We start from the raw sequence: 26,877 nt of genomic DNA, 5'->3' as shown, positions 1-26,877 counted from the left end.
GCGGGCTGGTTGTTCCAAGTGATACCCGACTGGGTCCAGTGACGGCCGGGACGCCTGGATCTCTACCGGGGAACCGGACGCGACTGACCACCAGCCAGTTCGCGACGTAGCTCCCTGACAGGCCTGTGGCAGATCGCGTTCGCTCTGCCACGCGTGAACTTCGTATCGCGGTCCAGGTGCCAGGTCATCGAGCGGAGAGGACGTGCGCCCACGGCTCGTCGATGTCGGCCAGGCCCAGGACGGTGGCCACGTTGTCGAGCATTCCGTCGCCGAACCAGCGCCGGACGGCATCGTCGTCGCGCAGCAACTGCTGGACGGTGTCGACTTGCTTGGCGTAGCACCGGCGCACGGCCTGCGCCACCAGCGGTTCGCCGACTGCGCAGTTCGCGTGCATGAGGAACCTCAGGATGTTCTGGTCCGCGACGAGGGCGACGTAGGCGCGGCGGGCCGCGTCCAACGCCGCCTCGGAGTCCAGCCCGGGACCGCCCGTCGCCGGCAGGTGCGAGACGAGGGTTTCCGTCATCACGACAGACACGTGGTCGACCGTCGCCGCGAACAGTGCTTCCTTGTTCGGGAACAGACGGTAGAGATACGGCTGGGAGATGCCAGCCCAGTCGGCCACCTCGTGCGTGGTCGTGCCGTAGAAGCCCTTTTGCGCGAAGCACTCGACTGCGGCGGCCACGATGGCCCGGCGTCGTTCGTCGCTCTTCGTGCTGGTGCCGGCGGCGGGCATGGTCATCAGTTAAACACGGCTCTTCCTCAGCCTCCAAAAGCCACGCTGCGGTCGGGGGCGGAGGGGACGTGGCCGGGTGTCAGCGCCTCGATCGCCACGAGCGGGTTCCAGTAGTCCAGGTAGTGGGTGATGAGCGCGTTGTCGTCGATCCGGACGACGGAGATGCAGGTCTGCTCGTATGGCTTACCGGTGGGCAGTGCGGTGCCGGTCGAGCGGAATTCGGCGATCGCGAGGCTCGGATCGACGGTCTCGTGGAACACCAGGTCGACGAATTCCACATCGAAGGTCTCGGGAAAGTGGGTCATGTGCTCGAACAGCGCGTCCCGCCCGGTTATCCGTTGGGGCACGCCGACCGGCGCGTACGGGAACTCGAGCACCGCATCCGGGGCGAACAGCTTCACCCACTCCTCGGTGCGTCCCGCGGCGGTGAGGCGCAGGTGCTCGGCTACGGCGTGCTGGGCGGCGGCACGGCGGGTGGCGGTGTTGGTGTCGGCGTCTTCCTTGACGGTCATATCCACTCCTACGTTAGTGGTCGACCTATAACTTACTCCACAACGGCCGTTACGAGAAGGCGAGGATCGGCCCGTTCAGAAGGGCGGCAGGTAGGCGCTGCCGGCCATCAACCGGCGCGCGGTACGGCTGAACCCGAGGACGCCGAACACCGCCGAGCCGCCTTCGAGGCGCGCCTGGACCTTCGCCGGAGTGACGCCCGAGGGGTGGCCGATCAGCAGTTCGCCCGGCCGCCGCACGGCGGCGATGCCCGCGACGACGGAGCCGGGCACGCGGGAGGCGGCAGCCAGGCAGATCGAGCCGGACCCGGCGATGGATTCGTGGAGACGGTTCATGAACAGCAGCCGGACCCTCAGGTCCATTTCCTTCTCCCCAACCCGTCGTCGGAGCGTCCGACCCGGTCGGCAACAGGCTGCCGGTCTTCGCGCCGATCGTGGCGGCCCAGTTCATCACGATCTCCGCACCGGCCCCGGGGACGCCGGGGATGGCGAGCTCCCCGGCGACGCGGGCACGACCGGCACGCACCGGGACCTCCGCGATGATCAGGGCGTCGGTATTGGTGTTGTGGATCCGCACCCGCGTGACCGGTTCGACGGCTTCGACAAGGCCCTCATCGATCGCGAACGGCCCGACGCCTGAGGATTTGTTGCCGCAGTTCCCGGACCCACACCCGGCCGGTCGATCTCGACCTGAGCGAAGGTGTAGTCGACGTCCGCGTCGGGACGCGAGGAGGGTTCGACGATCGCGGCCTGGTCCGGGCCCGGGCAGGACCGTGCCGTGGAAGTACAGGCCCTTACTCGTGCCACCGCGCATCAGCACGCACCGGACCTCACTATATTCGTAGGTAGCCTGTCATGCTGTCGCCACCGCGGCGGGGAAGGCGTACAGGCGGTGCGCGTTGGTGGTGAGCACCGCCTCCCGGGTGGCCGGATCCGGCACCCAGTCGGCGAGCAGGTCGAGCAGTTCGCCGACGTTCGGCATGCGGCCGAAGAATCCGACGTGCGGCCAGTCCGAGCCCCACACGCAACGATCCGGCGCGGCATCGACGAGCTGCCGTGCGAACGGGATGGTGTCGGTGTAGCCGGGGGCTGTGGAGAGCCGGAACGCGCCGGACAGCTTCATCCAGACTCCGTCACGCACCAAGTCGACCAGCAGCTTCCAGCCAGGCTGGTCCAGCCCGCCGCCCACGTCGACGTCACCGAGGTGGTCGACGACCACCGGCACACTCACCCGAGAGATCCGCGACGCTACCTCCTCAAGCCGGCGGGTGTCGGTGAGCAGCTGCAGATGCCAGCCGAGCTCGGCGCAGATCGCCTCGTAGCGGTCGATGTGGTCGAAGCCGAAACCGCCGCCGGACAGCGTGTTCAAGCGCAGACCCACGGCGCCCGCGTCGGCCAGCCGGCCGAGTTCGACGTCTGCCACGTCCGGCGCGACCACCGCGACGCCCCGCAGCCGGTCGCGGTGCGCCTTGAGCGCGTCGAGCATCACGGTGCTGTCCGCGCCGTGCACGCTGATCTGGATCAGCACGCCGTAGGTCATACCGGTGGCATCGAGCATGTGCAGGTAGTCCGCGGCCGGCGCGGCGGGCGGAGTGTAGCTGCGCTGCGCGATGAAGTCAGTGCCGATCACATGGGAGTGCGTGTCGACCGAACCACGCGGAAGCCGAATGCGGGTCGGCGGACGGGGTTCCGGGTCGGGACCGGGGCACAGGATGTCGCGATCGATGTCGGTCTGCATCGTCATCAGCTCGCGTAGTACGGGTAGGGGCTGTTGACGCTCTCCGCCTCGACGCGCCGCAGCATCGCCGGCCACTCCAGCAGGCCGTACCGGCGGATCGTGCCCGGAGCGAAGATGTGCGCGGTGAGGTCGACGACCTCCCGCGACGGGGTCTGCACCGCATCGTGCCCGGCGGCCAGCGCCGCGACCTGGGCCCGGCAGGAGATCTCCAGCTGGTAGAGCAGGTTGAACGCCTCGGCGATGGTCGGACCGCCCACCAGCAGGCCGTGGTTGCGCAGGATCATGGCTCGGTGCTCGCCGAGGTCGGCGACCAGCGTCTTCTTCTCCTGCTCGCTAAGGGCCGGGCCCTCGTAGTCGTGGTAGGCCAGATGACCGCTGAAGCGCATCGAATGCTGGCTCAACGGCAGCAGTCCGGACTTCATCGAGGCCACCGCCATGCCGGCGACGCTGTGGGTGTGGATGACCGCGTCGATGTCGTCGCGTGCGGCGTGCACGGCGCTGTGGATGACGTAGCCGGCGGCGTTGACGCCGTAGTCGGTGCCCTCCGGCTTCCACACGACGTTGCCGTCGAGGTCGACCTTGGCCAGGCTGGAGGCGGTGACCTCCTTGTACAGCAGGCCGTAGAGGTTGATCAGGAACGTGTCCGTGCCGGGCACGCGCACGGTGATGTGGTTGTAGGTCAGGTCACTCATCCCGTAAAGGTCGACCAGCCGGTAGCACGCGGCCAGGTCGACGCGCGCCTGCCACTCCTCGGGGCTGACGACGTCCTTGACGCTCGGGAAGCCGGTCGCGTAGTTCGACGTCTGCACGGCGTCGTCGCCCTTGTAGTTGGCCAGCTTGCGCGCGGCGTCGATGTCGATCGTGTTCGTCATGGCGAGTTTTCCTCTCCATCCGTTGAGGGCGCTGTTGACGTCCTGCTCTCGACTGTCGTCCGCAGGTCTCATCGGCTACAACTGAACTTGCAAAATGTGAAACTTGCAGGAGCACGGATTCTTCGACCACGCAGGCCGCAGCGGGTATACATCGGCAGCCGCGCGGTCGCACTGGCCACCCTGATCGGGCAAGCCCGGGGCGACCGCGGGCACCGGGCTCGGGTTCACGGTCAGGCTGCCGATCGCCGGCCGATCGTCCTCAAGACTCGCGGACCCGCGATCGGCGACGCGGGCCCGTTCAGGTCCGTGCCAGCTGTCGCTCGATCCACTGAGATGCCGTGGCGGTGATGAGGGCCATCGTCTCCGGGTGGGCAGTGCCGTCGGGGGTGCCGAAGGTGTGGTTCGCGCCGGCGATCTCGACGAGTTCGATCTCGGCCGGCAAGGCCGGGAACTGCTCGGGGCGGCCGAAGGGGTCGCGCGTGCCCTGCAGGACAAGGGTGGGTCGGCCAGTCGCAAGCAGTTCTCGGGAGCTGCCGGGTCCAAGCAGCGGATAGGCCAGGGCGAGTACGGCGTGCGCGCCGAGTCGTTCGGCGGTGCGGCAGGCCACTTGGGATCCGGCGCTGCGGCCACCGGAGATGACGGGGACGCCCAGGTCGGCGGCGATCGGCCAGACGGCCCGCCAGGCCGTGTCGAGCGACGGCTCGTCGGAGCCGTCGCGGGTGCGGTTCATCCGGTACGGCTGGGTCACCAGCGCGACGCTGACTCCCCGGGCCGGTAGGGCGGCGGCGAGTGCTTGCAGGTCTGCTGCCTCCACTCCGGTGGCTGTGCCGTGGCCGAGCAGGGCCACAGCGCGCGGCGGGCCGGGTGCGGGGTACCAGGTGATTCCTGCCGCGCCGACGGGGGTGGGCACGAATTCCATCGCCGGCCCGGTGTCAGCCATCGAATTCGCCCGGTCACTCATCGCCTGTCTCCTTCTGTCTCCGTGCGAGTTCTGTCTCCGTGCGAGCCTCGAGGAATGCAGCGATGGGCCCGGCCACCGCGTCGTGGCCGGGGACGATGTGGCCACCGGAGTGTTCGACGACCAGCGGGTCGGCGAACCGGTCGGCCAGGCGCAGCGAATCCCTGCGCGGCACGATCACGTCGCTGCGTCCGATGACGTGGGCCGAGGGCGTGGTGAGTTCGTGCCGCAGGAGTGCGGCATGTTTCGGCAGGTCGCTGGTGAAGCCGCCGACCAGGATGGCGAAGCGGAAGTGGAATTCGGGCGGGGCGCCTCCGCTCTCCTGGACCGCGGTGAGCAGACCGGCCAGGGCCGCTCCTTGGCTGAAGCCGAAGACCCCGTCGAACCCGGGTCCGGCACACACCAGCTCGATCGCCCAGTCGCGGGTACGCTCCCAGCCGTCGAAGCCCTCGTGCCACCAGCCGAAGTCTCCGGTGGCCAGGGAGGGTGCGTCGACGTAGACGAATTCGACGTCCGCGGGCAGGGCGGCGGTCAGCGATGCCATCTGATCGCGCAGGATCGCGCCACTGCCGTGGTAGCCGTGTAGGCACAGTATGCGTAGGTCAGACATGGGTCACCGCCGTTTGGAGTTGGCTCTGGGTGAGGGGGCCCTGTGCTTCATCCTGCTGCGGCGGCTATCCATATGTCCAACAAATGAAAGTTCTTGAACTGATAGATTTTTTGCATGTCAGTTTCCCTGCGCCAACTCGAGTACTTCATCACCGTCGTCGACGAGGGCTCGTTCACCCGCGCCGCGGAAGTGCTCGGCATGAGCCAGCCGGGCCTGTCCCACCAGATCCAGGCCCTGGAACGCGAGCTCGGCGGGCCGCTGCTGGAACGCCTGCCGCGCCAGGTCCGGCTGACTCCAGCCGGCCGCACCGCCCTGCCACACGCTCGGGCGAGCCTGGCCCACGCGCAACGTGCCTCCAGCGCCGCCCGCCGGGCATCCGGCGTGGAGACCGGCGAACTGCACGTGGGGACCCTCTACTCAATCAGCACCGGGGTGTTGCCCGGGGCGCTGCGTACCTGGCGGCGTGAGTACCCCGAACTCCAAGTCCACCTGGTCGAGTTTCCCCACACCAACGAGCTGATCGCGGCGATGGAGGCCGGAGCCGCCGACGTCGCGGTCGGTCCCACCCCGCCGGACTGGGACGGGCCCTGCCGGACGATCGGCGTCGAAGAGTTCGTCATCGCCGCGGCTCCCGACGCCCTGCCCTATCCCGACGGCGCGCAAGTCCCGATGGTCGATCTCGCACAGCAGGAGTGGGTGCACTACACCGCACGCAGCGGCTTGTCCGACATCCTCAACGCCGCCTGCGGGCAAGCCGGCTTCACTCCCAAGCTCTCGGTGCGCACCGAGCAGAGTGCGTCCGCGCTCAGCCTGGCCCGCGCGGGGATCGGCCTGGCCCTGCTGCCCGGAAACATCGTCCCCAGGCACTTCGACGGCGCCCTGCTGCGCCCCGACCCGCCCGTTCTGCGACCCCTGTCGGTGTACACCAGAGTGCGCCCCGACCCGATCACCGCGGCCTTCGTCTCCGCGATCTCAGTCGAAACCCTCGTCACCCCGACCCACATCACCGATCGACTCGGTCCGCCGACACGGTAGAGCGGAACCGGCACTGGTGGCGGCGCCGCCGACGGTGTCATGCACTCAGTTTATGGAAAGCAGTGATTCTAGTTCTTGGACAAATGAAAGCGCGTCCGAGACGATCCTTCCAAGCGCCGAACGGCACCGAGCCAGAGGCCGAAGACGCTCGCGGCCGCCGCCCGACGGCCGATCCGATCGTGAGGAAGGACCGCGCGAAATGAAGATCAGCAAACTGAGGACCACCGCTGCCGCCGTGGCTCTCGGGCTCGGCGTGGGCGCCGCCTACACCTTCGGCGCCGGCAGCGCCGCCGCGAGCGGCGCGTCGGCCGCCGCCGGGGACCACGGCGGCCCGTCCCGCCACCACGACCTGCCGAACCCGTACGAGTTCCTGCCGAAGGTGCCCTCTTTCAGGGCATACAGCACCACCGCGCACAACGGCCACCCGCTGCCGCTCGCGCAGTGGTCGGGCATCTTCGGAGTACCCGGCGGCAAGGACATCTCGCCGGAGCTGTCCTGGTACGGCTTCCCCAAGCAGACCAAGAGCTTCGTGGTCTCGATGTACGACCCGGAGGCGCCGACCCAGGCCGGCTTCTTCCACTGGATCGTCGAGAACATCCCGGCCACCACCACCAGCCTGCCGGAGAACGCGGGCACACTCGACTCCACCACCCTGCCCAGCGGAGCAATCCAGCTCGAAGGCGACGCCGGCATGGACCGCTACATCGGCGCGGCCCCGCCGGTCGGCTCCGGCATCCACGACTACTACATCACCATCACCGCCCTCGACGAGCCCACCACCGGACTCGGCGCGACTACCAGCGGCGCCCTGCTCAACTTCGAGATCGACAGCCACACCATCGCCCGGGCCTCGCTGGTCTTCCCGACCGTGGCCCCGGCGAAGTAGCCGGGAAGCTTCGGTCCCGATGCACGTTGGAAACCAGGTCCGCTTGATAAGGAATGACAGCGGAGCCAACCGCGTTTATAAACTGTAGGTTCAGTTTCTATTCTGCGAGAGATCGCCATGGGCAACGTGCGTCCCAGGAGAACCACCCCTCGCAGCGGCGGAACTGCACCTCTTCGACGAGGATGTGAACGAGTTCGAGAGCCGCTGAGCCGAGAGGACACCACGATGACCACGATCGGATTCGTCGGTCTCGGAGCGATGGGCGGCCGGCTGGCCGGCCGCCTGGTCGCCGCGGGCCACGAGGTATACGGCACCAACCGCACGCCGTCGAAGGCGGCGGAGCTCGTCGAGCGCGGCCTGCGATGGCGCGACACGCCCCGCGAGGTGGCCGAGTCGGCGGAAGTCGTCTTCAGCATGGTGACCGACGACGGTGCGCTGGACAGCGTCGCGACCGGCCCGGACGGGATCCTGGCCGGCCTCGCCGAGGGCGAGGTCTACGTCGACATGAGCACCGTCAGCCCGCGGGCCAGCCGCGATCTGGCACGACGGGTGCGCTCGCTCGGCGCGCGCATGCTGGACGCCCCGGTCTCCGGCAGCGTCCCCGCCGCCGAGGAGGGCAGCCTGGCCATCATGGTCGGCGGCCCGCGGGAGGCCTTCGAAGCCGTGGAGCCGCTGCTGCGACAGCTCGGCAGCACGGTCACCCACATCGGTGACAACGGTCACGGGCTTCTGCTGAAACTCGCCGTCAACATCAGCCTCGGAGCCCAGACGCTCGCCTTCAGCGAGGGCCTGCTGCTCGCCGAGCGCGGCGGTATCGACCCGGAACTGGCCGCCGAGGTGATGACGGGCAGCGCGATCGGCTCCCCGGCCATGAAGGCGCGCGCCCCGCTCATGCTGGATCTCCCCCAGCAGGCCTGGTTCGACGTGCAGCTGATGCAGAAGGACATCGGCCTGGCTCTGGAGGCCGGCGACGAACTCGGTGTGCCACTGCCCGCGGCGCACAGCACGGACGAAGCCCTGGCCGAGGCGCGCAAGCAAGGCTATGGCGGGCGTGACATCGCCGCACTCTTCCAGGTGCTGGAACGGATGGGCAACGGGCCTGACGGCGCGGTTTCCGTCAACGACAAAGCAGGTGAGCACCGGTGACCAGTACCGGGCCGCCCTCCCAGGTGACGGCGTCGACTCAGGCGAACCCGGTCGAGTCGGGGCCCTCCGTACCCCGGCGGCCAGGCCGGCCCCGCAGCGAGCGGGCCCGGCAGTCCGTGCTGCGGGCGACCTGGGAATTGCTGTCCGAGGTCGGGCTGCGGGCGATGACGACGGACCGGATCGCCGAGCGCAGCGGGGTGAGCAAGGCGACGATCTACAAGTGGTGGCCGAGTAAGTACGCGGTCGCGGTGGATGCGTTCTTGTCGGAGATGTCCGCCACGGCGCCGGCGCCGGACGCCGGTTCGGCGCTGGAGGACTTCCGGCTGACGCTGCGAGGGCTGATGCGGTTCTACGCCGGGGCGAGCGGAGGGGTGTTCGCCCAACTGGTCGCCGAAGCGCAGACCGATCCGGCGGTCGCCGCCGAACTGCGCGACCACCTGGTCGCCGAGCGCCGGGCCATGGTCGCGCCGACCTGGGACCGCGGGGTCGCCCGCGGCGAGCTGTCCGCGGACCTCGACCCCGACGTGGGACTGGATCTGATCTTCGGCCCGGCGATGTACCGGCTGATGGCCGGGCACGCCCCACTGACGGACGACGCGGCGGACGCGATCGTGGAGGCGGCGATGCGCGGCCTCGCCCCGAAGCCGCGCCAGGGACAGGGACAGGGACCGGCTGCTCAGACACAAGCGCGCCGGCAGGCGTGATACGAAGCGAGGCGAAGATGAGGACGGGTACTGAGTCAGATGCCGACCGAGTGCGGCATTGGCGGGAACTCCTCGCCAGCGAGCGGGACGCCGAGGCGCTGTACTCGCGGCTTGCCGAAGCCGAGTCGGGTGAGCGGCGCAAGATCTTCGAAGAGCTCGCCGGCATCGAGCACAAGCACGCGGCCCACTGGACGGCGAAGCTGCGCGACGCCGGCGCTGAGGTGCCGCCGCCGGGACGGCCCAGCCTGCGCACCAGAGTCCTCAGCGCGGCGGCGCGGCGGCTGTCCACACAGACCATCCTGCCGATGATCGAGCGCGCTGAACGGGCCGATGCCGGGGTCTACGACCGGGACCCCGACGCCGCCCCGGGCATGGCCGCGGACGAACGCGGCCACGCCCGCACCCTGGCCAAGCTCATCGAGGGCGGCAAACCCGATCCGCGCCGGCAGATCGAGCACCGCGAGGGCTGGCACCGCGGCGACCGATCGGGGGCGCTTCGCGCGGGGGTGTTCGGCGTCAGCGACGGTCTGGTCTCGAACACCGCGTTGGTCATGGGATTCGCCGGCTCCGGCTCCTCGCACAGCGCGATCCTGCTGGCCGGCATCGCCGGACTGCTGGCCGGATCGTTCTCGATGGCGGCGGGCGAGTTCGTCTCGATGTCGAGCCAGCGCGAGATGTACGAGCGCGAGATCTCCCTCGAAGCCCAGGAGCTCGAGGAGAACCCGGAAGAGGAGCAGGCCGAACTCGTCCTGCTCTACCGGGCCAAGGGCCTGGGCCGGACCGAGGCCGAAGCCGTCGCCGAACGCATCATGGCCGACCGGAGCGTGGCACTGGACACCCTGGCCCGCGAGGAACTCGGCCTGGACCCGGAGGCCCTCGGCTCGCCGTGGTCAGCGGCGGTCTCCAGCCTCCTGGCCTTCGCGCTCGGAGCCTTCGTCGTGGTCCTGCCCTATCTGATCGGCGCGGGCACGGCCGCCCTGGCGACCGCCATCACCCTGGCCATACTGGCGATGTTCGCCGTGGGCGCGGGGATCGGCGCGCTCAACGGACGTTCGGCACTGCGTTCAGGTCTGCGGCAGGTACTGGTCGGGGTGCTCGCTGCGGGCGTCACCTTCGCTGCCGGCCGCGCGATCGGCACCTCGGTGTCCTGACAGCGGTTCCTCTAGAGCTAGAGCTCACGGGCAATGTCCGCACTTCTGCCTCCCATCCCTGTAGGGCCCGCATTGTTCATCGTCGTCATCCTTTCGGCGACGGTGCCGCTTGTCGTCGCTCCGATGACATGCTATACCGGTGTGTGTCAGCGAGTCGACCCCCGGCTCGGACACACACTGGAGGTGACCCCCATGTTGATGCGCACCGACCCGTTCCGTGACCTGGACCGCATCGCCACCCAGCTGCTCGGGACCACCGCCGCGGGCACGTGGACCCGCCCGAACCCGATGCCCCTGGACGCCTGGCGCGCGGACGGCGAGTTCGTGGTCTGCTTCGACCTGCCCGGCGTGTCCCTGGACGCGATCGACATCGACATCGAGCGCAACGTGCTGACCGTCAAGGCCGAACGCCGCCCCACCACCACCGGCGAGGTCGAGATGCAGGTCTGCGAACGGCCCCTCGGGGTGTTCTCCCGACAGCTGTTCCTCGGCGACACCTTGGACTCGGAGAACATCAAGGCCGACTACGACGCCGGCGTGCTCACCCTGCGCATCCCCATCTCGGAGAAGGCCAAGCCCCGCAAGGTCGCCATCACCGCCAACGGCAAGAAGGCGATCAACGCCTGACCGCCTCCAGGTAACACCAGCAGCGACGCGCAGAAGGGATGACCCCGGTGGCCGCCGAAGTGCTGGCGGCCACTGGATCCGACACCTGCTGGACAAGTACGAGGCACGCCCGGCCAGAAAGGAGAGCCACCATGCCGAACTTCTCATGCACCCACCACACCGAAGACGGGACCGCGGTGGTCACACTGGCCGGCGAGATCGACCTCGCCGCCTCCGACGCGTTGTGGAACAAGCTGTCCGGCCAGCTGGAAAACTCCACCATTGTGGTCACTGACTGCCACGACGTCACCTTCCTGGACTCGGCAGGCCTTCAGTCGCTGCTGCGGGCCTTCTACCGCTCCATGAGTACGAACACGCAGTTCGCGCTGATCAGACCCTCCAAGGCGGTAACCCGCGTGCTGAAGCTATCCGGACTGACAGGCGTGTTGCCGGTCTTCGACGACGCCGCGGAGGCTCGCAAGCGGTGGAGGAACTGACAGCCTGTAGCGAGAACAGAAGGCCGGCACCATCGACGCCACGACCGAACCGGACATCCCGGCCGACCTCATCGAGCTCAAACGCCGCTTCCTGGACGCGCGCGTCTCGGCGACGATCAGCCACGGCCCGGACGGACGAACTCCTCATCAACTCACGAACACGCATACGCATGAACCACGCTTTGCCGGTCACCAGGACCCGATGACTGGATTCCGAAAGTTCATCCTGCGCGGCAACCTGGTCGACCTGGCTGTGGCGGTCGTCGTCGGTTCGCTGTTCAGCTCCCTGATCAAACAGTTCGTCGCATCGTTCATCACCCCGCTGCTGGGGGCGATCGGCGCCGCCCCGAACTTCGACCATCTCAGCTTCACGATCAGGCGCCACGCGTTCACCTACGGGGCGTTCCTCACCGAAGCGTTCTCGTTCGTGATAGCCGCAGCCGTGATGTACTTCGCCATCGTCTCGCCGTTCAGCCGCCTGATCCACCTCTTCGATCGCGAACAGGCGGCGACGGAGAAGGACTGTCCCGCGTGCGCCATGAAGATCCCCGTAGCGGCCAAGCGTTGTCCTGAGTGCACGACGGTCTTCGACCTGGAGCACTCCGCCACCGAGGACGCGAAGATCTCCTGAGAGACCGGCCGACTCCGGCGCCCACGTGCGTCAGCCGATGGCGCTGCCCACAATGGGCGCCGGTCATCGTCGGCTACCGCGCCCCGCTCAGGCGCAGCCACTCGACCCAGGGACGATCCGTTCGCTCCCTGGCGAGCAGGTCGTTCACTCCGTTGCGCGTAGCCATGCTCTCGGCCAGATCACGCACTGCCGTGTCCATCGCCATCTGCGCGTCGGAGATTCGGTACGGGTCTGCGGACCTCAGCGCCTCGCGCAGCTCTGCCAGAGCCTGCGCGCGCAAATGCAAACAGGCTCTCACCGCTGTTTCGGCATCCTCGACAGCTGACATCAGTTCACGGATCCATGCGGCGCCGACGACGTCCTCGGCAACCTGAACCGGCGAGAAGGCCGTCGGCTGATCGTCAGGCCGTACTGGGCAGGACGGATCGTTCGCAGGCTGATCCACAGGGAGCTCCTTCGCATCGTGCTGTCCCGTGCTGAAGGTGCTCAGGACGACGTTCGGCGGCGTGTACCCCGCATGCCGACAATCAACCATGGCTCCCGATCGCCGCGTGGCGATTCACCCCGTTGCCAGTCCCCTGTCTGGTCCCGGCGTCCAGTACGAGGCTCCGTGAACGTCCTTTGCGCGCTGGAGCGGGTCGATGGCGTCAGCGACAGTCGGCACCGTCGCGAACGTGCCGGTCAGGTCGGCAAGCCTCAGCAGCAGCGAGACGCACTCGCCGACACAGGCGAGGACGAACAGGCCACCGAGCTCCCGCGCGGCGCTGTCGGCGCGCTCGATCAGGTGCAGCCCGGCCGTGCCGAAGAAGGTGATGCCAGAACAGTCCAGGACCACCAGCGCCGAGGGATTCAGGTGGTAGGCGACGTGAAGCCACAGTTCATCGACCGTGGCCAGGTCCACATCTCCGGTAGGGCGAACTACGGCGGTGCCATTATTGTTAGTGGAGGTACAGGTGAATTGGCTAGCCATCAAGCTCACCGCCTTGCCGCTGCTTCACTGGTTGGCGCGGCGCCCGCCCCGGGTGCACGTTGAAGCCCTGCCGGGAGCCGCCGCTAACGACAACTTCACATTAAGCATTCAAGTACCTCAACCCGGAATGCGAACGCCGCAGTACGTAAAGCGTTGGCTTCGGCCGGTTACTTGACCGGTGCTGACCATAGGCGGCTCGGGAGAAGCAGTCGGCCACGCGGCCGCCTTCCCGCATACAAGGATGACGGCCATGACAGTCCTCGAGGCCACCGATGTGGAGACGATCCGCCAGATCTTCTCCGAGATGTACAACGTTCGGCGCTTCACGCCCAACCCGGATTACAACTTCATCCGGGTAAGCCAGCAGACCATGACGTCCAAGGCGCAACGTCACGACTTCACCTTCAGCATCAACTCCAACGTGCGGGGCGATCCCCTCCAGGCGCTGTACTTCGGTCACATACGCACCGGCGCCGTCACCTACCACGTCGGCCACACCAGCCGCACCTACGCCGGCGGCGACGTATTCCTCGCCGTCCAGCCGGACCATTTTCTGGATGCGGACCTGGCCCACCCCTAGATGGACTACACCGTCTTGGACGAGTCCCTCATCGACGAAGTCGCCCAAGGCACACCAGGCGGCCCGGACAGGCAGATCCGCTTCACCGGCTACGGCCCGGCCACCGCCATCGACACCGACTTGTGGTTGCGCACCAGCGCCTACGTCGACGACGTCGCCGCCTCGGCCGGCGACCAGCCCCTGGTGACCCACGCCGCGGCCAGACTGCTGGCAGCCACTGCGTTGAGCGTGTTCCCCAACACCGCGTCGGTCGAGCCCGGCAGCGCCGACCGGCGCGACGCGCACCCGCGCATGCTGCGCCGTGCCATGGCCTTCCTCCAAGAGCACGCCTCCGAGGACATCAGCGCCGCCGACATCGCCGCGGCAGCCGGCACCAGCATCCGCGCAGTACAGCTGGCATTCCATCACCACCTGAACACAACGCCCACCGCCTACCTGCGTCGGATACGGTTGCAACACGCCCACGACGACCTGCGAGCCGCAAACCCGGAGACCACTACCGTCACCCAGATCGCCGCCTCGTGGGGATTCTGGAACCCGGGCCGCTTCGCCGCCTATTACCGCAGCGCCTTCGGGAGCCTGCCAGCAGACACGCTTCACAACCGCTGACTCCCCCCGCACCTCTCACCTCAACGCATAGCTCATCAGAGCCTTGATACGGTGAGCATGCCCGCGCATCCCGCGTACGATGTGTATCAATACTCGTACCTACCTATTAATGGGCGGATCGTGGGACATCTGAGGGAAATGTACAGCATCCCCCTCTACTCTTACGTCCGCAGACGCGACATCAATCCTCTGCGAAGCTCCGCCACCAAGCGCGAGCCCGCTTCGCCATGCCTACCAAGAAGGCGAGCACACCATGCCGGGCATTCATTCCGGACTTCATCACGGCATCGCGGGCTTCTCGGCGCCCGCGACGCGGATGATCCTCGCCAACGGCGGGTTGACCACGCCGTTGTTGGAGGCGGTCGCCGGATGCGAGCTCACGACGCAGGTGGACAGTTGCGTCCTTGTCGAGGCGGCGGAGCTGCGCGAGGAGCCGCGAGATGCTTTGGCCGGCCCCGAACCCGAGGCACAGGCCTACTGGCTTCGCCATTCCCGTCTGCTCACCGACACCGGTGAGCCGGTCTCAGAGAACATCGTCACAGCGCGCTCTGACCTCGATCCGGCCATCGACCGCGCGGTCCAGGACGCCGACCATCCCATCGGCTACGCGATGACCGAAGCAGGCCTCGCGCTGACCCGCCGCACCCTGCACGTCGGCAGCACGGCATGGCCCCACGGCCGCGCACCCCGCCAACGCTGCGCTACGAAGTCCTACATCCTCGAAATCTCAGGCCTTCCGGCTCTGCACATTCAGGAGCTGTACAGCCCGGCGTATTTCCCATCAGCATCCTGAACAGTCCACCGCGGGCCGTTGCAGATAGCAGATCTGCGTGCCGTACACGTTGTGGTAGGCCAGCTCCGCCGTCGCCACTCCGCAGCCGGCGACCGCGTCGGACAAGCCCGCGTCGTGCAGGCTCAGCGCGGTGGTCAGACCGCGTCCGCGTCCGCGCGATCCAGCCACGGCCTGGCCCCCGGCCCGGTCGGGTGCGTGCCGGTGACCGCCATGACCAGCGAGTACACGCTGGTCTCGGCCGCTATGAACAGCCGGTTGCGCTTCGCGCCGCCCCAGCTGATGTTGGCGACGGTCTCCGGGACGATGAGGCGCCCGAGCAGGGTGCCGTCCGGGTCGTAGCAGTGCACGCCGTCGCCCATGGCCGCGGCCCACAGCCGGCCGGCGTCGTCGAACCGGAGGTTGTCGAAGCGCGCGCCGTCGCGCGCCGCGGCCTCGGCGAAGACCTCGCCGTCCGACAGGGTGCCGTCCGGGCGCACGTCGAAGACGCGGATGCAGCCGCCGCGCGTGTCGGAGACGAACAGCTGCCGCTCGTCGGCGGAGAGCACCAGGCCGTTGGGGGCGCCGAAGCCGTCGGCGGCGAGGTCGACGGCGCCGGTGTGCGGGTCGATGCGGTAGACGTTGTTCGCGCCGATCTCGCTGTCGGCGCGGTAGCCCTCGTAGTCGCTGGTGATGCCGAAGTCGGGGTCGGAGAAGTAGATCGCGCCGTCGGACTTCACCGTTGCGTCGTTCGGGCTGTTGAGGCGCTTGCCGGCCCAGCGGTCGGCGAGCACGGTGATCGTGCCGTCGTGCTCGGTGCGGGTGACCCGGCGGTTGCCCTGCTCGCAGGTGATCAGGCGGCCCTGGCGGTCCAGGGTGTTGCCGTTGGGGTGGCCGGCCTTCTCGCGGAAGACGCTGACCGCGCCGGAGGCCTCGTCCCAGCGCAGCATCCTGTCGTTCGGGATGTCGCTCCAGATCAGCTGCCGCCACGCGGGCACGTAGATCGGCCCTTCCACCCAGCGTCCGCCGGAGAAGATCACCTCGAAGCCCGCGTCGCCGTTCATGCAGCGGCCGGTGCGGAACCGGTCGTCGAAGGCTTCGTAGCGGACGGGGAAGTCGACTGGCATGGGAGTGGGCCCCTCGAAGTGTGATCTGAACTGCATCTGGCGTTGAGCCTATATCGCTGAATCAGATATGGTCAATCTCGACGATGACCGAAGGGAACCCGAGTGGATCACATCGACCGGCTGCTGCTGGCCCGCTTGCAGGAAGACGCCACCGAGTCCTACGCCGCCCTCGGCCAGGCGGTCGGCCTGTCCGCCGGGGCCGCGCACGAGCGCGTCCGCAAACTGCGCGAGCGCGGGGTGATCCGCCGCACCGCCGCCGAGGTGGACCCGGCGGCAGTCGGCGGCGCGGTGCTGGCCTACGTCTCGATCGACTCGACCGCCTGGATGGGAGACTCCGGCGATCGGTTCGCCGCGATCCCGGAGATCGTGGAGGCGCACATCGTCGCGGGCAGCGCGACTGTGCTGGCGAAGGTCAGGACCGCGACGACCGAACAGCTCCAGGACGTGCTGCGGCGGCTCTACACGATCGAGGGCGTCAGCGGGACGCAGGCCACGGTAGTCCTGGAGACCTTCTTCGAACGGCCGGTCTCCCCGCTGGTCGCCGAATAGCGTCCGGTCTCCGAAGACGCCACTCGGCCGTCAGGGCTCAGGCCACTGACTCTCGACGAACGCCTTGAACCTCTCCGCCGCCGGCGCCAACTCCTGGTCCGTCCGCCACGTCAGCCCGACCGTGCGGCGGGCGGCCGGGGTGGTCAGGGCGATCGCGATCGTCCCGCTGACCCCCGCGAGCTGCTCCGGGATCACCGCGACGCCGAGCCCGGCCGCGACCAGGCCCTCGATGGTCGACAGGTCGGCGCTCTCGAACGAGATCCGGGGTACGACGCCGGCCTCGGCCAGCAGGCCGTCGAGCAGAGTCCGGAAGCCGAAGCCGACCGGGGTCATGACCAGCTCCTCCTCGGCGAGTTCGCTGAGTGCGACGCGCTTGCGGTCCCGCAGCCGGTGCGTCGGGGGCACCGCCAGGACCAGCCGTTCGCGGTGCAGCGGCAGCCAGCCGAAGTCGCCGGGCGGCCGGGGGAAGGTCATCGCGAGCTCGGCGGCGCCGGTGCGCAGATCGGCCTGGATCGCGTGGCCGGGCTCCTGGCTCAGCAGGACTCGGACGCCGGGCGCGTGCTCGTGGAACGCCCGGAGGATCCGCGGGACCAGCGAGGTGCCCATCGAGTCCAGGAACGCCAGGCGGACCACGCCGCCGTCGGGATCCAGCCGGGCCGACAGCTCGGTGGTCAGCTGCTCATAACGCGCGAGCAGGTCGCGGGCCGCGGCGACGACCAGCTCGCCGTTCGGGTTCGGCGTGACGCCGTCCGGCGCGCGCTCGAACAGCCGGGTGCCCAGCTCGGCCTCCACCCGGGCCAGCGCGCGCGAGAGCGTCGGCTGGCTGACGCCCAGGATCGCGGCGGTGTCGGTCATGTGGCGGTGGTCGGCCAGGGCGACGAACCAGCTGAGGTCACGCAGCAGCACGGTGTCCACGATACGCGCCTCGATACGCATCACGCATCGAGAGGGGCCGTTTCCTTCATTGGACGCATGAAGGCGGCCGAGCCACGATCGTGGAGTGACCACAGTCGAGCACCCGGCACAGCTGGGCCACCAAGGACACCTGCCCGGCACCCCCGAGTTCCGACGCGTCCTCACCGCCTTGTTCGCCGCCGGCATCGCCACCTTCGTCCTCCTCTACGACACCCAGGCCCTGCTCCCCGACCTGGTCCGCGCCTTCCACGTCTCGCCGGCCCAGAGCACGCTGTCGGTCTCGGCGACCACCGTCGGCCTGGCCCTGGCACTGCTGGTCTTCGGCCCGCTGTCCGAGGCGCTGGGCCGCACGGTCCTGATCCGCTTCTCCATGGCGGCCTCGGCGGTGCTGGCACTCGCCTGCGCGGCGGCTCCGACCTGGGACTCGCTGATCGCTCTGCGGCTGCTGACCGGGGTGGCGCTGGCCGGGCTGCCGGCGGTGGCCACCGCCTATCTGCGCGAGGAGATGCATCCCTCGGCCCAGGCGCGCGCCGCGGGCCTGTACATCGGCGGCACCGCGATCGGCGGGATGTCCGCGCGCCTGGTGACCGCGCCGATCGCCGAGGCGGCCGGGTGGCGGTGGGCGCTGCTGGCCGCGGCGGCGGTCTCCGTGGTCTGCGCCGTCATCGTCGCGGTCACCCTGCCGCCGTCGCGGCACTTCGTCGCGACGCGGCTGCGGGGCCGGACGGTGCTGGCCATGCAGCGCCGCGCCCTGGCGGACCCGGCGCTGCTCGCGCTGTACGCGCTCGGCGCCTGCGCGGTCGGGGCGCTGGTCGCGGTGTTCAACGCCGTGGGGTTCCGGCTCACCGCCGCGCCGTTCCATCTGGGGGTCGGGCTGGTGAGCCTGATATTCCTGACGTACTCGCTGGGGACGGTCAGCTCCACGGTGTCCGGCCGGCTGGCCGACCGGCTGGGGCGGCGGGCGATCGCGCCGTTCGGCTGCGCGGTCGCCTTCGGCGGGGTGCTGCTGACGCTGACCGGGTCGCTGCCGGTGGTCATCGTCGGGATCGCGGCGCTGACCGTCGGGTTCTTCGCCGTGCACGGCCTGGCCAGCGGCTGGGTCACGGCGCGCTCGCACGCGTCGGGAGCCAGCCCCAGCCAGGCCGCGGCGTTCTATCTGTTCTCGTACTACGCCGGCTCGTCGGTGTTCGGGAGCCTGGGCGGCCGCGCGTGGTCGGCCGACGGCTGGCCCGGGGTGGTCACGGTAGCGGGCTCGCTGCTGGGGATCGCGGGATTGCTGGCGCTGGCACTGCGTCGGATCCCGGCGCTGGCCGCGCCGTGAGCACCGGGAGCGCGGCCCCGCCGCCGAGGTGGTTGAACACCAGGTTCAGAGTGAAGGCGGCCACCACCGCGATGGTGATCGGGCTGCCGAAGACGATCTGGGCCCAGTCCGGGAACCTCTCGAAGAAGATGGAGTTCCCGAAGCGGTCCATGGCGTAGGCCGGGAGCAGCGACAGGCCCAGCGAGGTGGCCACGACCAGCAGGTTGTGGTTGCCGGCGAACTCGACCTTCTTCAGCGTCTGGATGCCCACGGCGGTGACGGTCGCGAACATCACCAGCGCCGCGCCGCCGACCACGAACTCCGGCACGGCCGCCACGAACGCGCCGACCTTGGGCACCACCCCCATCACCACCAGCATGGCGCCGGTGACCGCGGTGACCCAGCGGGAGCGCACGCCGGTCATCTGGACCAGGCCGACGTTCTCGGCGAACAGCGTGTCGGGGAAGGAGTTCATGGAGCCGCCCAGCAGCGCCGACAGGCCGTCGGCGGCCAGGCCGCGGGTGATGTCCGAGCCGGTGAGCTCCTTGCCGGTCATCTCGGCGACCGCGATCATGTCGGCGGTGGACTCGGTGTAGGTGACCAGCATGACGATGCACATCGAGATGACCGCGGCGGCGTCGAAGCGCGGCGCGCCGAAGTGGAAGGGCGCTGCGAAGCCCAGCCAGTCGGCGTGGCCGACGCCGGACAGGTCCCAGGAGTGCGTGCGGGTGGTGCCCGACCAGCTGTGCGTGAACAGGGCCAGCAGGCTGCCGGCGACGATGGCCAGCAGCGGGGCGATCTGGCCGAGGAAGCCGCGCAGCGTGCGGGCCAGCACCAGGATGCCGAAGACCACGGCGAAGGCGACCATGATGTGCGAGACCTGGCCGTAGTGCGGGTCCTCGGTGTCGTGCCCGGCGATCATCGCCGCGGCCGGCCCGATCAGCGACAGTCCGATGACGGTGATCACGATCCCGGCCACCAGCGGCGGGAAGAAGCGGATCACCTTGGCGAACGGCTTGGCCACCAGCAGGCCGAACACCCCCGAGCACAGCATCGCGCCGTAGACGTAGGGCAGGCCCTTCTCCCCGCCGAACTTCGCGGCGATGGTGATCATCGGCGGGATGACGGTGAACGTGGCGCCGGCCACCACCGGCAGCCGCACCCCGAACAGCTTGCCCACGCCGACCGCCTGGATCAGCGTGGCGATGCCGGCGACCAGCAGGTCGGCGTTCACCAGCAGGGCGATCGTGGCCGAGCTGAGCTTGAGCGCGCCGCCGACGACGAACGGGACGGCGATGGCGCCGGCGTACATGATGAACAGGTGCTGCAGGCCCAGGACGGTGAGCCGGGGCGCCGGCAGGACCTCGTCGACGGGATGGACCGAGCGGTCATGGTTGCCTGGGTGGTCCGATCGGCGCGGGTGGCCCGGGTGGCCCGGTGGTACCGGAGGTCGGACGGAATCGCGCGTGCCGCTTTCGGATGTGCTCATGGAGGGGCTCCCTTGGCGTGAGGGGTTTATCGCTGAGCCGTGCGCGCTGTGCGTGCGGAAACGGGGGGCGAGGCCGACATCCGTTCCGGGCGGGTATTTCGTGAGCTGTTAACCTATTGGATGCGAAGCTAGTCCGCCGCCGGACACCCGGTCAATGACAGTCATCGAATTTTTCAATAGCTGAGCAGAATTCGTACTTTCCCACAGTACAGTTCCCTGCGAAAAGCGAAATGGGCATGGCGATACCCTCGCCGTCGAATTCCTACGGCGAGGGAATGCCATACCGGGTGTCCTTTGTGCTATGCGTGCTCCGCCCACCGGGTGCGGACGGCGGCCAGGCCGGCCTCGGTGAGGCTGCCGAAGGCGCGCAGCCGTGCCACTCCCCCGTCGGGACGCACCTCCAGGCGCAGATGCGTCACGGGACGCGCGTCCTGGATGCGGAACCGGTGCTTGTAGTCCGGGAGCACGCGGGTCTGCCCGATCACCTCGAACCAGTCCGAACCGGCTTCCCGGCCGGGCCGGTCCGCGCCGAGCAGGACGACGTGGTCCGGGGCGTTGCCCTTGTAGTTGGCGGTGTCGATCTCGATCAGCGCCGGGACCCCCTGGGCCACCAGCCGGACCTCGATCCAGTCCCCCTCGGCGTCGCGGCGGCGCGCCGTCTCCCAGCCCTCGCCCATGACCCGCGACTCGGACGGTTTGATCAGGTTCTCCGGCGCGGAGAAGAACATGTTGGACGCGGCCACGATGCGCGCGCCGTTGGTCAGGGCCGCGAGATCCACCGGCAGGCCGGCCAGGAAGGCGGGGTCGGGGACGGCTTCGCCGTGGACCCGGAAGCGGGCGATCCCGCCGTCGGGGATCATGGCGAGGCGCACGTGGGTGAACCGGCGGCCGGCCCCTGTGCCCTCGACGGCGAAGTGGTGCTCGCTGTCCCCGGACAGCGCGCTGGCCGGCACGATCTCGGTCCACTCGGCGGCCAGCAGCTCCGCCGGGGTCGGGAAGCCGGGCATGCTGACCGCCTCGACGCGTGCGAAGGGCGGGTAGTTGCCGACGAAGAAGGCGGTGTCGACGGTGACGCCGCGGATCACGCCGGGCAGGCCGAGCCGCACGATCGCCGAGTCGTGCTCGGTGCCCTCGACGCCGGGTCCGCCGGGGCGCCGGCGGCGGGTCTCCCAGCCGTCGACGATCTGGCCTTTGTGGCCGAAGGTGGCCGGGGAGAAGGTCGGTGGTTCGGGCCGGATCAGCGACTCCTTCTCGCCGAAGAACTCGTCGTTGGCCCAGACCACCGCGCCGCCGACGTCCCGGGCGGCGAGGTCGGTCAGCTGGGTGAAGGACGGGGTGTCGCTCATCGGGCCTCCGGGTGCGTGAGGAATCGTCCGCGCGGGGCCTCGGTGACCGGCTCGCCGCGCAGGTAGGTGGCACGTACGACGCCGTGCAGTTCGCGGCCGGCGTAGGGCGTGACGGGGTTCTTGTGGTGCAGGGCCGCCGGGTCGACGGTGAAGGCGGCGTCGGGGTCGAAGGCCACCAGGTCGGCGTCGCAGCCCACGGCGATGCGGCCCTTGGCCGGCAGCCCTGCCAGCTCGGCGGGCCGGGTGGCCATCCAGCGCACGACGTCGGCCAGCCCGAACCCGCGGGCCCGCGCGCCGGTCCACACCGCCGGCAGCCCCAGCTGCAACGAGGAGATGCCGCCCCAGGCCGCGGCGAAGTCGCCGGAGTCCAGGCGCTTGAGGTCGGGGGTGGAGGGCGAGTGGTCGGACACGACGACGTCGATCACCCCGCTTCCGAGCGCGTGCCACAGCGCCTCGCGGTCCTCGCTCCCGCGGATCGGCGGACAGCACTTGAACTGCGTGGCGCCGTCGTCGATCTCGGCGGCGCTGAAGGTGAGGTAGTGCGGGCAGGTCTCGGCGGTGACGCGCACCCCGGCGGCCTTCGCGGCGGCCAGGCGCGGCACGGCCTCGGCGGCGGCCAGATGCAGGATGTGGACCCGGGCGCCGTGAGCCCGGGCGGCGTCGATGACGGCGGCGATGGCGCTGTCTTCGGCGGCGGCCGGACGCGAGGCGAGGAAATCGCGATAGCGGGTACTGGAAGGCGCGGCGCGCAGCACGTCGGCGTTTTCGGCATGGACGATGAGAAGGCCGTCGAACCGGGCGATCTCGCGCAATGCCTCATGCATTTCCTGGACGGTCAGCGCGGGAAACTCCTCGACGCCGGAATCGGCCAGGAAGCATTTGAATCCGAACACTCCCTTGTCGTGCAGCGGACGCAGCTCGGCGGTATTGCCCGGGATCGCGCCGCCCCAGAATCCGACGTCGATGACGCACTTCCCGTCGGCCGCCTTGCGCTTGACGTCCAGCGCGGAGGCGTCCACGGTCGGCGGGATGGAGTTGAGCGGCATGTCGATCAGCGTGGTGACGCCGCCGGCCGCCGCCGCCCGGGTCGCCGAGGCGAAGCCCTCCCAGCGGGTCCGGCCGGGCTCGTTGACGTGGACGTGCGTGTCCACCAGGCCGGGCAGCAGCGCGGTGTCGGCGAGGTCGAGCTCGACGCGCGCGTCGAAGGCCGCCCGGTGCTCCCCGACTGCGGCGATGCGCCCACGGCGCACCGCCACGGCGGCCGGCCGCACGCCGTCGGGCAGCACGGCGCGGGTGGAGCGCAGGACGAGGTCGTAGGACGGGGTCTGCGTGGTCATGAAGCCGCTCCGGTGATGGTGTCGACAGGCAGGCCGGCCGCGAGCCGCTCCAGGAGCGGGCCGGCGTCGAGGACGCAGCGATCGAGGTCGGGCTCGAGGTCGGCGAGCGCGTAGGCGGCCCGGAACCCGGCGGCCTCGAGCTCGGCGGGAGTCAGGGTGCAGACCCCGGCCACCGCGACGACGGGCACGCCGCTGCGGGCGGCGGCCCGCGCGACGCCGGCGGGAGCCTTGCCGCGCAGGGACTGGCGGTCCAGGGACCCCTCGCCGGTGATGATCAGGCGCGCGCCGGCGGCTTTGGCGGGGAAGTCGGCGAGGTCCAGGACGATGTCGATGCCGGGTTCCAGGCGCGCGCCGAGGAGGGCGAGGGCGGCGAAGCCGATGCCGCCTGCCGCGCCGGCGCCGGGGGTTTGGGCGAAATCAGTATAGGTGGTGGAGTTGGTGACGACTCTTGCCCAATTCGCGAGCGCGGCATCCAGCAGCGCCACATCCTCCGCCGTCGCGCCCTTCTGCGGCCCGTACACCGCCGCCGCGCCGTTCGGGCCGAGCAGCGGGTTGTCGACATCGCAGGCCACGATCAGCTCCCTGATCCTCACCGACTCCGTCAGGTCCACCCGCGCCAGCCGGGCCAGCGCCGCCCCGCCGGGCGGCAGCTCCTCGCCGTCCGCGTCAAGCAACCGGGCCCCGAGCGCCTGCACCAGCCCCGCTCCCCCATCGGTGCAGGCACTGCCGCCGAGGCCGAGGATGATGCGCGTGCACCCCGCGTCCAGTGCGGCGCGGATCAGCTCACCGGTGCCGTACGAGCTCGCCGACAGCGGTGCCGCCTCGCCGCGCGGGAGGCCGCGCAGGCCCGAGGCCTCGGCGACCTCGATCACCGCCGTGTCGCCGCGGACGGCGAACTCCGCCTCGATCGGGGCGCCGGTGGGGCCGGTGGCGCGGGTCAGGACCCTGGCGAAGCCCGCCTCGACGGCCGCGTCGACCGTGCCCTCGCCGCCGTCGGCGACCGGGATGGTGCGGATGCCCAGGCCCGGTACGGCGCGCCGCAGGCCCGCCGCCAGGTGCGCGGTGGCCTCGGCGGCCGTCAGGGAGCCCTTGAACTTGTCCGTGGCCAGCAGGACGTGGCCCGCGCTGGACACCGTCCTCACACCAGCGCTTCCGGCCGTGCTTCGGGCAGTGCTTCCAGCAGTGCTTCGGGCAGCGGCTCGAACTCGCGGACCGCGTCGATCGCCGGGCCGTGCGGGGTGTTGGCCTCGCGCTCGATCATGATCTCGACCAGGACCGGCCGGCTGGTGGCCGCCGCCTGCTTGCGGGCCCACTCCAGGGCCGGGCGGATCTCGTCAGGGGCGAACACGCGGCGTCCCGAGCATCCGTAGGCCTCCATGATCTTGACGTTGTCGGTGCCGTAGTCGTCGTAGCGGATGTCGACCTGGTAGTTCATCTCGTAGCCGATCGACGCCTGGCGGATCAGGCCCAGGTACTCGTTGTTCAGCATGATCAGCACGAACGGGATGTCGTACTGCGCGCCGACGGCCAGCTCCTCCACCAGGAAGTGGAAGCCGTAGTCGCCGACGATGCCGACCACCTCGGCGTCCGGCTCGGTGTTCCGCAGCGCGGTCTTCACCCCGATCGCCGCCGGGATCTCCCAGCCCAGCGGGCCGGCCTGGCCGCAGACCTGGTAGCGGCGCGGCTGGTACGCCTTCTGATGCTGGCCGCCCCAGATCTGGTAGAGGCCGATCGCGGTCACGAAGTAGGTCGAGGGGTCGAAGATCTCGTTGATCTCCTTGTAGACCCGCGGCGCCTTGATCGGCACGGAATCGAAGTCCTCGCGCCGGGTCAGCGAGGTCTTGAGCGAGGCCACCCGGGAGGCCCAGCCGGCCGGCCCGCGTCCGCCGACGCCCCGCGCCTTGGCCGCCGCGAGCAGCGAGCGCAGGAACAGCTTCGCGTCCGAGACGATGCCCAGGTCCGGCTCGAAGACCCGGCCGAGCTGCGTCGACTCGATGTCGACGTGGATGAACTTGCGCTCGCCCCGGTACACGTCCAGCGCGCCGGTGTGGCGGTCGCCGAAGCGGGCGCCGACGGCGAGCACGAGGTCTGATTCCAAGAACGAGGCGTTGCCGTAGCGCTGCGAGGTCTGCACGCCGGTCATGCCCGCGTACAGCGGGTCGTCCTCGTCGACGGCGCCCTTGCCCATCAGCGTCACCTGCACCGGGATGCCCAGGTAGGCGACCAGTTCGCGCAGCTCCGGCGCCGCGTCGGCGATGATCACGCCGCCGCCGGCCAGGATCAGCGGACGCTCGGCGGCCAGCAGCATGTCCGGCGCCTTCTCCACCCGCGGCGTGTGCGGTTCCACGGCCGGCACCGGCAGCGGCGCGTCGAGCGCGGCGTCGTACTCGATGACCTGCTTGGCGATGTCCAGCGGGATGTCGATGAGCACCGGTCCGGGACGGCCGGAGCGGGCGGCGCGGAACGCCTCGCGGAAGATCCACGGCGCGGTCGCCGCCTCCTTGATCTGCACCGCCCACTTCGTCACCGGGGCGGCGCAGCCGACGATGTCGACTGCCTGGAACGCCTCCTTGTCCAGGGCCGTGGAGACCGCCTGGCCGGTGATCACGATCATCGGGATCGAGTCGGCCATCGCGGTGTACAGGCCGGTGATCATGTTGGTCCCGGCCGGCCCCGAGGTGCCGATCGCCACGCCGACCCGGCCGTTGGTCCGGGCCCAGCCGTCGGCCATGTGCGTGGCGCCCTCCTCGTGGCGCACGATCAGGTGGTCGATGCCGCCTTCTTCCTCCATCGCCTTGTACAACGGCAGGATCGCGGCCCCGGGGCAGCCGAAAGCGGCGTCGACGCCCTCGGACTTCATAACCTGCACCACCGCGTTCATCACGGGCATCTTCATCGGAGTCAGTTCGCCTTTCGTGCGGAACGGCCGGAGTGGCCGGCGCGGCCGGACAGGTTCTCGGCCACGGCCAGCAGCGCGGAGTGGTCCTGGTCGCCCAGGCCCTGCGAGCGCGCGGCCTGGATGAGCGCGGCGACCATGCTGGTCATCGGCAGCGACACCTCGGCCTGCCGGGCCGCGTCCAGGGCGATGCCCATGTCCTTGTGGTGCAGGTCGATCCGGAATCCGGGCTTGAAGTCGCGGGCCAGCATCGAGGCCCGCTTGAGCTCCAGGATCCGGGAGCCGGCCAGGCCGCCGGCGAGCATGTCCAGGCCGGCGGCGGCGTCCACGCCCGCGGCCTCCATCAGCACGATCGCCTCGGCGACCAGCGCGTAGGTGCCGCCGACCACCAGCTGGTTCGCGGCCTTGACGACCTGCCCGGACCCGGCCGGGCCGCACAGCGCCGCGACCTTGCCCACGGCGTCGAACACCGGCCGGGCCGCGGCGAAGACCTCGGGCTCGCCGCCGACCATGATGGACAGGACGCCGTCGATCGCGCCCTTCTCGCCGCCGGACACCGGGGCGTCCAGCACGCGCACGCCGCGTGCCGCGCCGGCCTTGGCGACCTCGATCGAGGTCTCGGGGCGGATGGTGGAGAAGTCGATGAACAGGGTGCCGGGCTTGATGGTCTCGAAGACCCCGCCCGCACCGAGGACCGCCGCGGCGACGTGCTGGTGCGCCGGCAGCATGGTGATGACGATGTCGGCGCCGTCGATCGCCTCGGCGATGGAGCCCGCGCCGGTGCCGCCGGCCGCTTCGAGCTTGGCGACGTTCGGGGCGTTCAGGTCGTAGCCGGTCACCTCGAACCCGGCCTTGACCAGGTTCGCGGCCATCGGGGATCCCATGATCCCCAGGCCGATGAAGCCTATTTGCAT

The 26,877-nt window shown here is 69.8% G+C and carries 31 protein-coding genes and 1 pseudogene; 13 read left to right on the top strand and 19 right to left on the bottom strand.

The features are described from left to right. Nucleotides 1-184 precede the first annotated feature (184 nt). From ABH926_RS25610 to ABH926_RS25575, 8 genes and pseudogenes are all read right to left on the bottom strand, one after another. The gene (locus tag ABH926_RS25610) at nt 185-739 is read right to left on the bottom strand and encodes a TetR/AcrR family transcriptional regulator (RefSeq protein WP_370368291.1); all 555 of its coding nucleotides are present in this window, start codon (nt 737-739) and stop codon (nt 185-187) included. Nucleotides 740-759: 20 nt separating this feature from the next. After that, nucleotides 760-1,245 carry a nuclear transport factor 2 family protein gene (locus ABH926_RS25605; RefSeq protein WP_370368290.1) on the bottom strand — a complete coding sequence of 162 codons (486 nt, stop codon included), beginning with the start codon at nt 1,243-1,245 and terminating at the stop codon, nt 760-762. Nucleotides 1,246-1,320: 75 nt separating this feature from the next. Then, nucleotides 1,321-1,605, bottom strand: a complete 285-nt coding sequence (locus ABH926_RS25600; RefSeq protein ID WP_370368289.1) for a PrpF domain-containing protein — start codon at nt 1,603-1,605, stop codon at nt 1,321-1,323. Nucleotides 1,606-1,696: 91 nt separating this feature from the next. Then, nucleotides 1,697-2,056: pseudogene (locus ABH926_RS25595) on the bottom strand (PrpF domain-containing protein); the annotation flags it as partial. A gap of 39 nt (nt 2,057-2,095) precedes the next feature. Further along, the gene (locus ABH926_RS25590; protein WP_370368288.1) at nt 2,096-2,986 is read right to left on the bottom strand and encodes an amidohydrolase; all 891 of its coding nucleotides are present in this window, start codon (nt 2,984-2,986) and stop codon (nt 2,096-2,098) included. Beyond that, nucleotides 2,986-3,852, bottom strand: coding sequence for a class II aldolase/adducin family protein (locus tag ABH926_RS25585; protein ID WP_370368287.1), 867 nt, complete (start codon nt 3,850-3,852; stop codon nt 2,986-2,988). The genes ABH926_RS25590 and ABH926_RS25585 overlap by 1 nt, the downstream gene beginning before the upstream one ends. A 298-nt stretch (nt 3,853-4,150) precedes the next feature. Continuing rightward, nucleotides 4,151-4,813, bottom strand: a complete 663-nt coding sequence (locus ABH926_RS25580) for an alpha/beta family hydrolase (RefSeq protein ID WP_370368286.1) — start codon at nt 4,811-4,813, stop codon at nt 4,151-4,153. Continuing rightward, entirely contained in the window at nt 4,806-5,420 is a 615-nt protein-coding gene (locus tag ABH926_RS25575) for a hypothetical protein (protein ID WP_370368285.1), read from the bottom strand. Before ABH926_RS25575 ends, ABH926_RS25580 begins: the two co-directional genes overlap by 8 nt. Nucleotides 5,421-5,534: 114 nt before the next feature. On the opposite strand from ABH926_RS25575, the gene ABH926_RS25570 reads away from it, so the two are divergent. The 8 genes from ABH926_RS25570 to mscL all read left to right on the top strand — a co-directional run bounded on the left by ABH926_RS25570 (nt 5,535) and on the right by mscL (nt 12,076). Then, nucleotides 5,535-6,455 (top strand): LysR family transcriptional regulator, encoded by a 921-nt coding sequence (locus ABH926_RS25570; protein WP_370368284.1) that lies wholly within the window; start codon nt 5,535-5,537, stop codon nt 6,453-6,455. 199 nt (nt 6,456-6,654) lie between these two features. After that, nucleotides 6,655-7,341, top strand: coding sequence for a YbhB/YbcL family Raf kinase inhibitor-like protein (locus ABH926_RS25565; RefSeq protein WP_370368283.1), 687 nt, complete (start codon nt 6,655-6,657; stop codon nt 7,339-7,341). A gap of 117 nt (nt 7,342-7,458) precedes the next feature. Beyond that, a complete protein-coding gene (locus tag ABH926_RS25560) occupies nt 7,459-8,487 on the top strand; it encodes an NAD(P)-dependent oxidoreductase (protein WP_370368282.1) in 1,029 nt (342 codons plus the stop codon). Then, nucleotides 8,484-9,191, top strand: a complete 708-nt coding sequence (locus tag ABH926_RS25555) for a TetR/AcrR family transcriptional regulator (protein ID WP_370368281.1) — start codon at nt 8,484-8,486, stop codon at nt 9,189-9,191. The genes ABH926_RS25560 and ABH926_RS25555 overlap by 4 nt, the downstream gene beginning before the upstream one ends. 17 nt (nt 9,192-9,208) lie before the next feature. Next, nucleotides 9,209-10,342 (top strand): VIT1/CCC1 transporter family protein, encoded by a 1,134-nt coding sequence (locus ABH926_RS25550; RefSeq protein WP_370368280.1) that lies wholly within the window; start codon nt 9,209-9,211, stop codon nt 10,340-10,342. A gap of 192 nt (nt 10,343-10,534) precedes the next feature. Continuing rightward, nucleotides 10,535-10,969, top strand: a complete 435-nt coding sequence (locus ABH926_RS25545; RefSeq protein ID WP_370368279.1) for an Hsp20/alpha crystallin family protein — start codon at nt 10,535-10,537, stop codon at nt 10,967-10,969. Nucleotides 10,970-11,100: 131 nt separating this feature from the next. Next, on the top strand, nt 11,101-11,445 hold the full coding sequence (locus ABH926_RS25540) for an STAS domain-containing protein (protein WP_370368278.1): 345 nt from the start codon (nt 11,101-11,103) through the stop codon (nt 11,443-11,445). Nucleotides 11,446-11,647: 202 nt separating this feature from the next. Further along, entirely contained in the window at nt 11,648-12,076 is a 429-nt protein-coding gene (gene mscL / locus ABH926_RS25535; RefSeq protein ID WP_370368277.1) for a large conductance mechanosensitive channel protein MscL, read from the top strand. A gap of 73 nt (nt 12,077-12,149) precedes the next feature. Here the strand turns inward: mscL and ABH926_RS25530 are convergent, their stop codons facing one another. Continuing rightward, nucleotides 12,150-12,521, bottom strand: a complete 372-nt coding sequence (locus ABH926_RS25530) for a hypothetical protein (protein WP_370368276.1) — start codon at nt 12,519-12,521, stop codon at nt 12,150-12,152. 114 nt (nt 12,522-12,635) lie between these two features. After that, nucleotides 12,636-13,046, bottom strand: a complete 411-nt coding sequence (locus tag ABH926_RS25525) for an STAS domain-containing protein (RefSeq protein ID WP_370368275.1) — start codon at nt 13,044-13,046, stop codon at nt 12,636-12,638. Nucleotides 13,047-13,296: 250 nt separating this feature from the next. Between ABH926_RS25525 and ABH926_RS25520 the strand changes: the two genes are divergently transcribed. The 3 genes from ABH926_RS25520 (at nt 13,297) to ABH926_RS25510 (ending at nt 15,028) form a co-directional block, all read left to right on the top strand. Continuing rightward, entirely contained in the window at nt 13,297-13,626 is a 330-nt protein-coding gene (locus ABH926_RS25520; protein ID WP_370368274.1) for a hypothetical protein, read from the top strand. Next, on the top strand, nt 13,627-14,235 hold the full coding sequence (locus ABH926_RS25515; RefSeq protein ID WP_370368273.1) for a helix-turn-helix domain-containing protein: 609 nt from the start codon (nt 13,627-13,629) through the stop codon (nt 14,233-14,235). Nucleotides 14,236-14,551: 316 nt separating this feature from the next. After that, complete coding sequence (locus ABH926_RS25510; RefSeq protein WP_370368272.1) at nt 14,552-15,028, top strand: hypothetical protein; 477 nt, start codon at nt 14,552-14,554, stop codon at nt 15,026-15,028. Here ABH926_RS25510 and ABH926_RS25505 read toward each other — a convergent pair. Both ABH926_RS25505 and ABH926_RS25500 read right to left on the bottom strand, forming a co-directional pair. Further along, a complete protein-coding gene (locus ABH926_RS25505; RefSeq protein WP_370368271.1) occupies nt 15,017-15,196 on the bottom strand; it encodes a hypothetical protein in 180 nt (59 codons plus the stop codon). The genes ABH926_RS25510 and ABH926_RS25505 overlap by 12 nt on opposite strands. After that, complete coding sequence (locus ABH926_RS25500; RefSeq protein ID WP_370368270.1) at nt 15,163-16,131, bottom strand: SMP-30/gluconolactonase/LRE family protein; 969 nt, start codon at nt 16,129-16,131, stop codon at nt 15,163-15,165. Before ABH926_RS25500 ends, ABH926_RS25505 begins: the two co-directional genes overlap by 34 nt. A 102-nt stretch (nt 16,132-16,233) precedes the next feature. Between ABH926_RS25500 and ABH926_RS25495 the strand changes: the two genes are divergently transcribed. After that, nucleotides 16,234-16,680, top strand: a complete 447-nt coding sequence (locus tag ABH926_RS25495) for an Lrp/AsnC family transcriptional regulator (protein WP_370368269.1) — start codon at nt 16,234-16,236, stop codon at nt 16,678-16,680. Nucleotides 16,681-16,710: 30 nt separating this feature from the next. Here the strand turns inward: ABH926_RS25495 and ABH926_RS25490 are convergent, their stop codons facing one another. Then, entirely contained in the window at nt 16,711-17,586 is an 876-nt protein-coding gene (locus ABH926_RS25490) for a LysR family transcriptional regulator (RefSeq protein ID WP_370368268.1), read from the bottom strand. A gap of 94 nt (nt 17,587-17,680) precedes the next feature. Here ABH926_RS25490 and ABH926_RS25485 point away from each other — a divergent pair, with 94 nt between their 5' ends. Next, nucleotides 17,681-18,916 (top strand): MFS transporter, encoded by a 1,236-nt coding sequence (locus ABH926_RS25485; protein WP_370368267.1) that lies wholly within the window; start codon nt 17,681-17,683, stop codon nt 18,914-18,916. Here the strand turns inward: ABH926_RS25485 and ABH926_RS25480 are convergent. From ABH926_RS25480 to ABH926_RS25455, 6 genes are all read right to left on the bottom strand, one after another. Then, nucleotides 18,834-20,384: a nucleobase:cation symporter-2 family protein gene (locus tag ABH926_RS25480; RefSeq protein WP_370368266.1), complete on the bottom strand. Its 1,551-nt coding sequence runs from the start codon at nt 20,382-20,384 to the stop codon at nt 18,834-18,836. The two genes, ABH926_RS25485 and ABH926_RS25480, sit on opposite strands and share 83 nt — an antisense overlap. A 299-nt stretch (nt 20,385-20,683) precedes the next feature. Continuing rightward, a complete protein-coding gene (alc, locus tag ABH926_RS25475) occupies nt 20,684-21,730 on the bottom strand; it encodes an allantoicase (RefSeq protein WP_370368265.1) in 1,047 nt (348 codons plus the stop codon). Continuing rightward, nucleotides 21,727-23,067: an allantoinase AllB gene (allB, locus tag ABH926_RS25470; protein ID WP_370368264.1), complete on the bottom strand. Its 1,341-nt coding sequence runs from the start codon at nt 23,065-23,067 to the stop codon at nt 21,727-21,729. The genes alc and allB overlap by 4 nt, the downstream gene beginning before the upstream one ends. Continuing rightward, entirely contained in the window at nt 23,064-24,200 is a 1,137-nt protein-coding gene (locus tag ABH926_RS25465) for a glycerate kinase (protein ID WP_370368263.1), read from the bottom strand. Before ABH926_RS25465 ends, allB begins: the two co-directional genes overlap by 4 nt. Nucleotides 24,201-24,205: 5 nt before the next feature. Next, nucleotides 24,206-25,957: a glyoxylate carboligase gene (gcl, locus tag ABH926_RS25460; protein ID WP_370368505.1), complete on the bottom strand. Its 1,752-nt coding sequence runs from the start codon at nt 25,955-25,957 to the stop codon at nt 24,206-24,208. 11 nt (nt 25,958-25,968) lie between these two features. Next, nucleotides 25,969-26,877 carry a 2-hydroxy-3-oxopropionate reductase gene (locus ABH926_RS25455; protein ID WP_370368504.1) on the bottom strand — a complete coding sequence of 303 codons (909 nt, stop codon included), beginning with the start codon at nt 26,875-26,877 and terminating at the stop codon, nt 25,969-25,971.

It is taken from the genome of Catenulispora sp. GP43 (assembly GCF_041260665.1).
Lineage (GTDB): Bacteria > Actinomycetota > Actinomycetes > Streptomycetales > Catenulisporaceae > Catenulispora.
The sequence above is the reverse complement of the archived record's forward strand: the minus strand, read 5'-3'. Positions and strand labels throughout refer to the sequence as shown.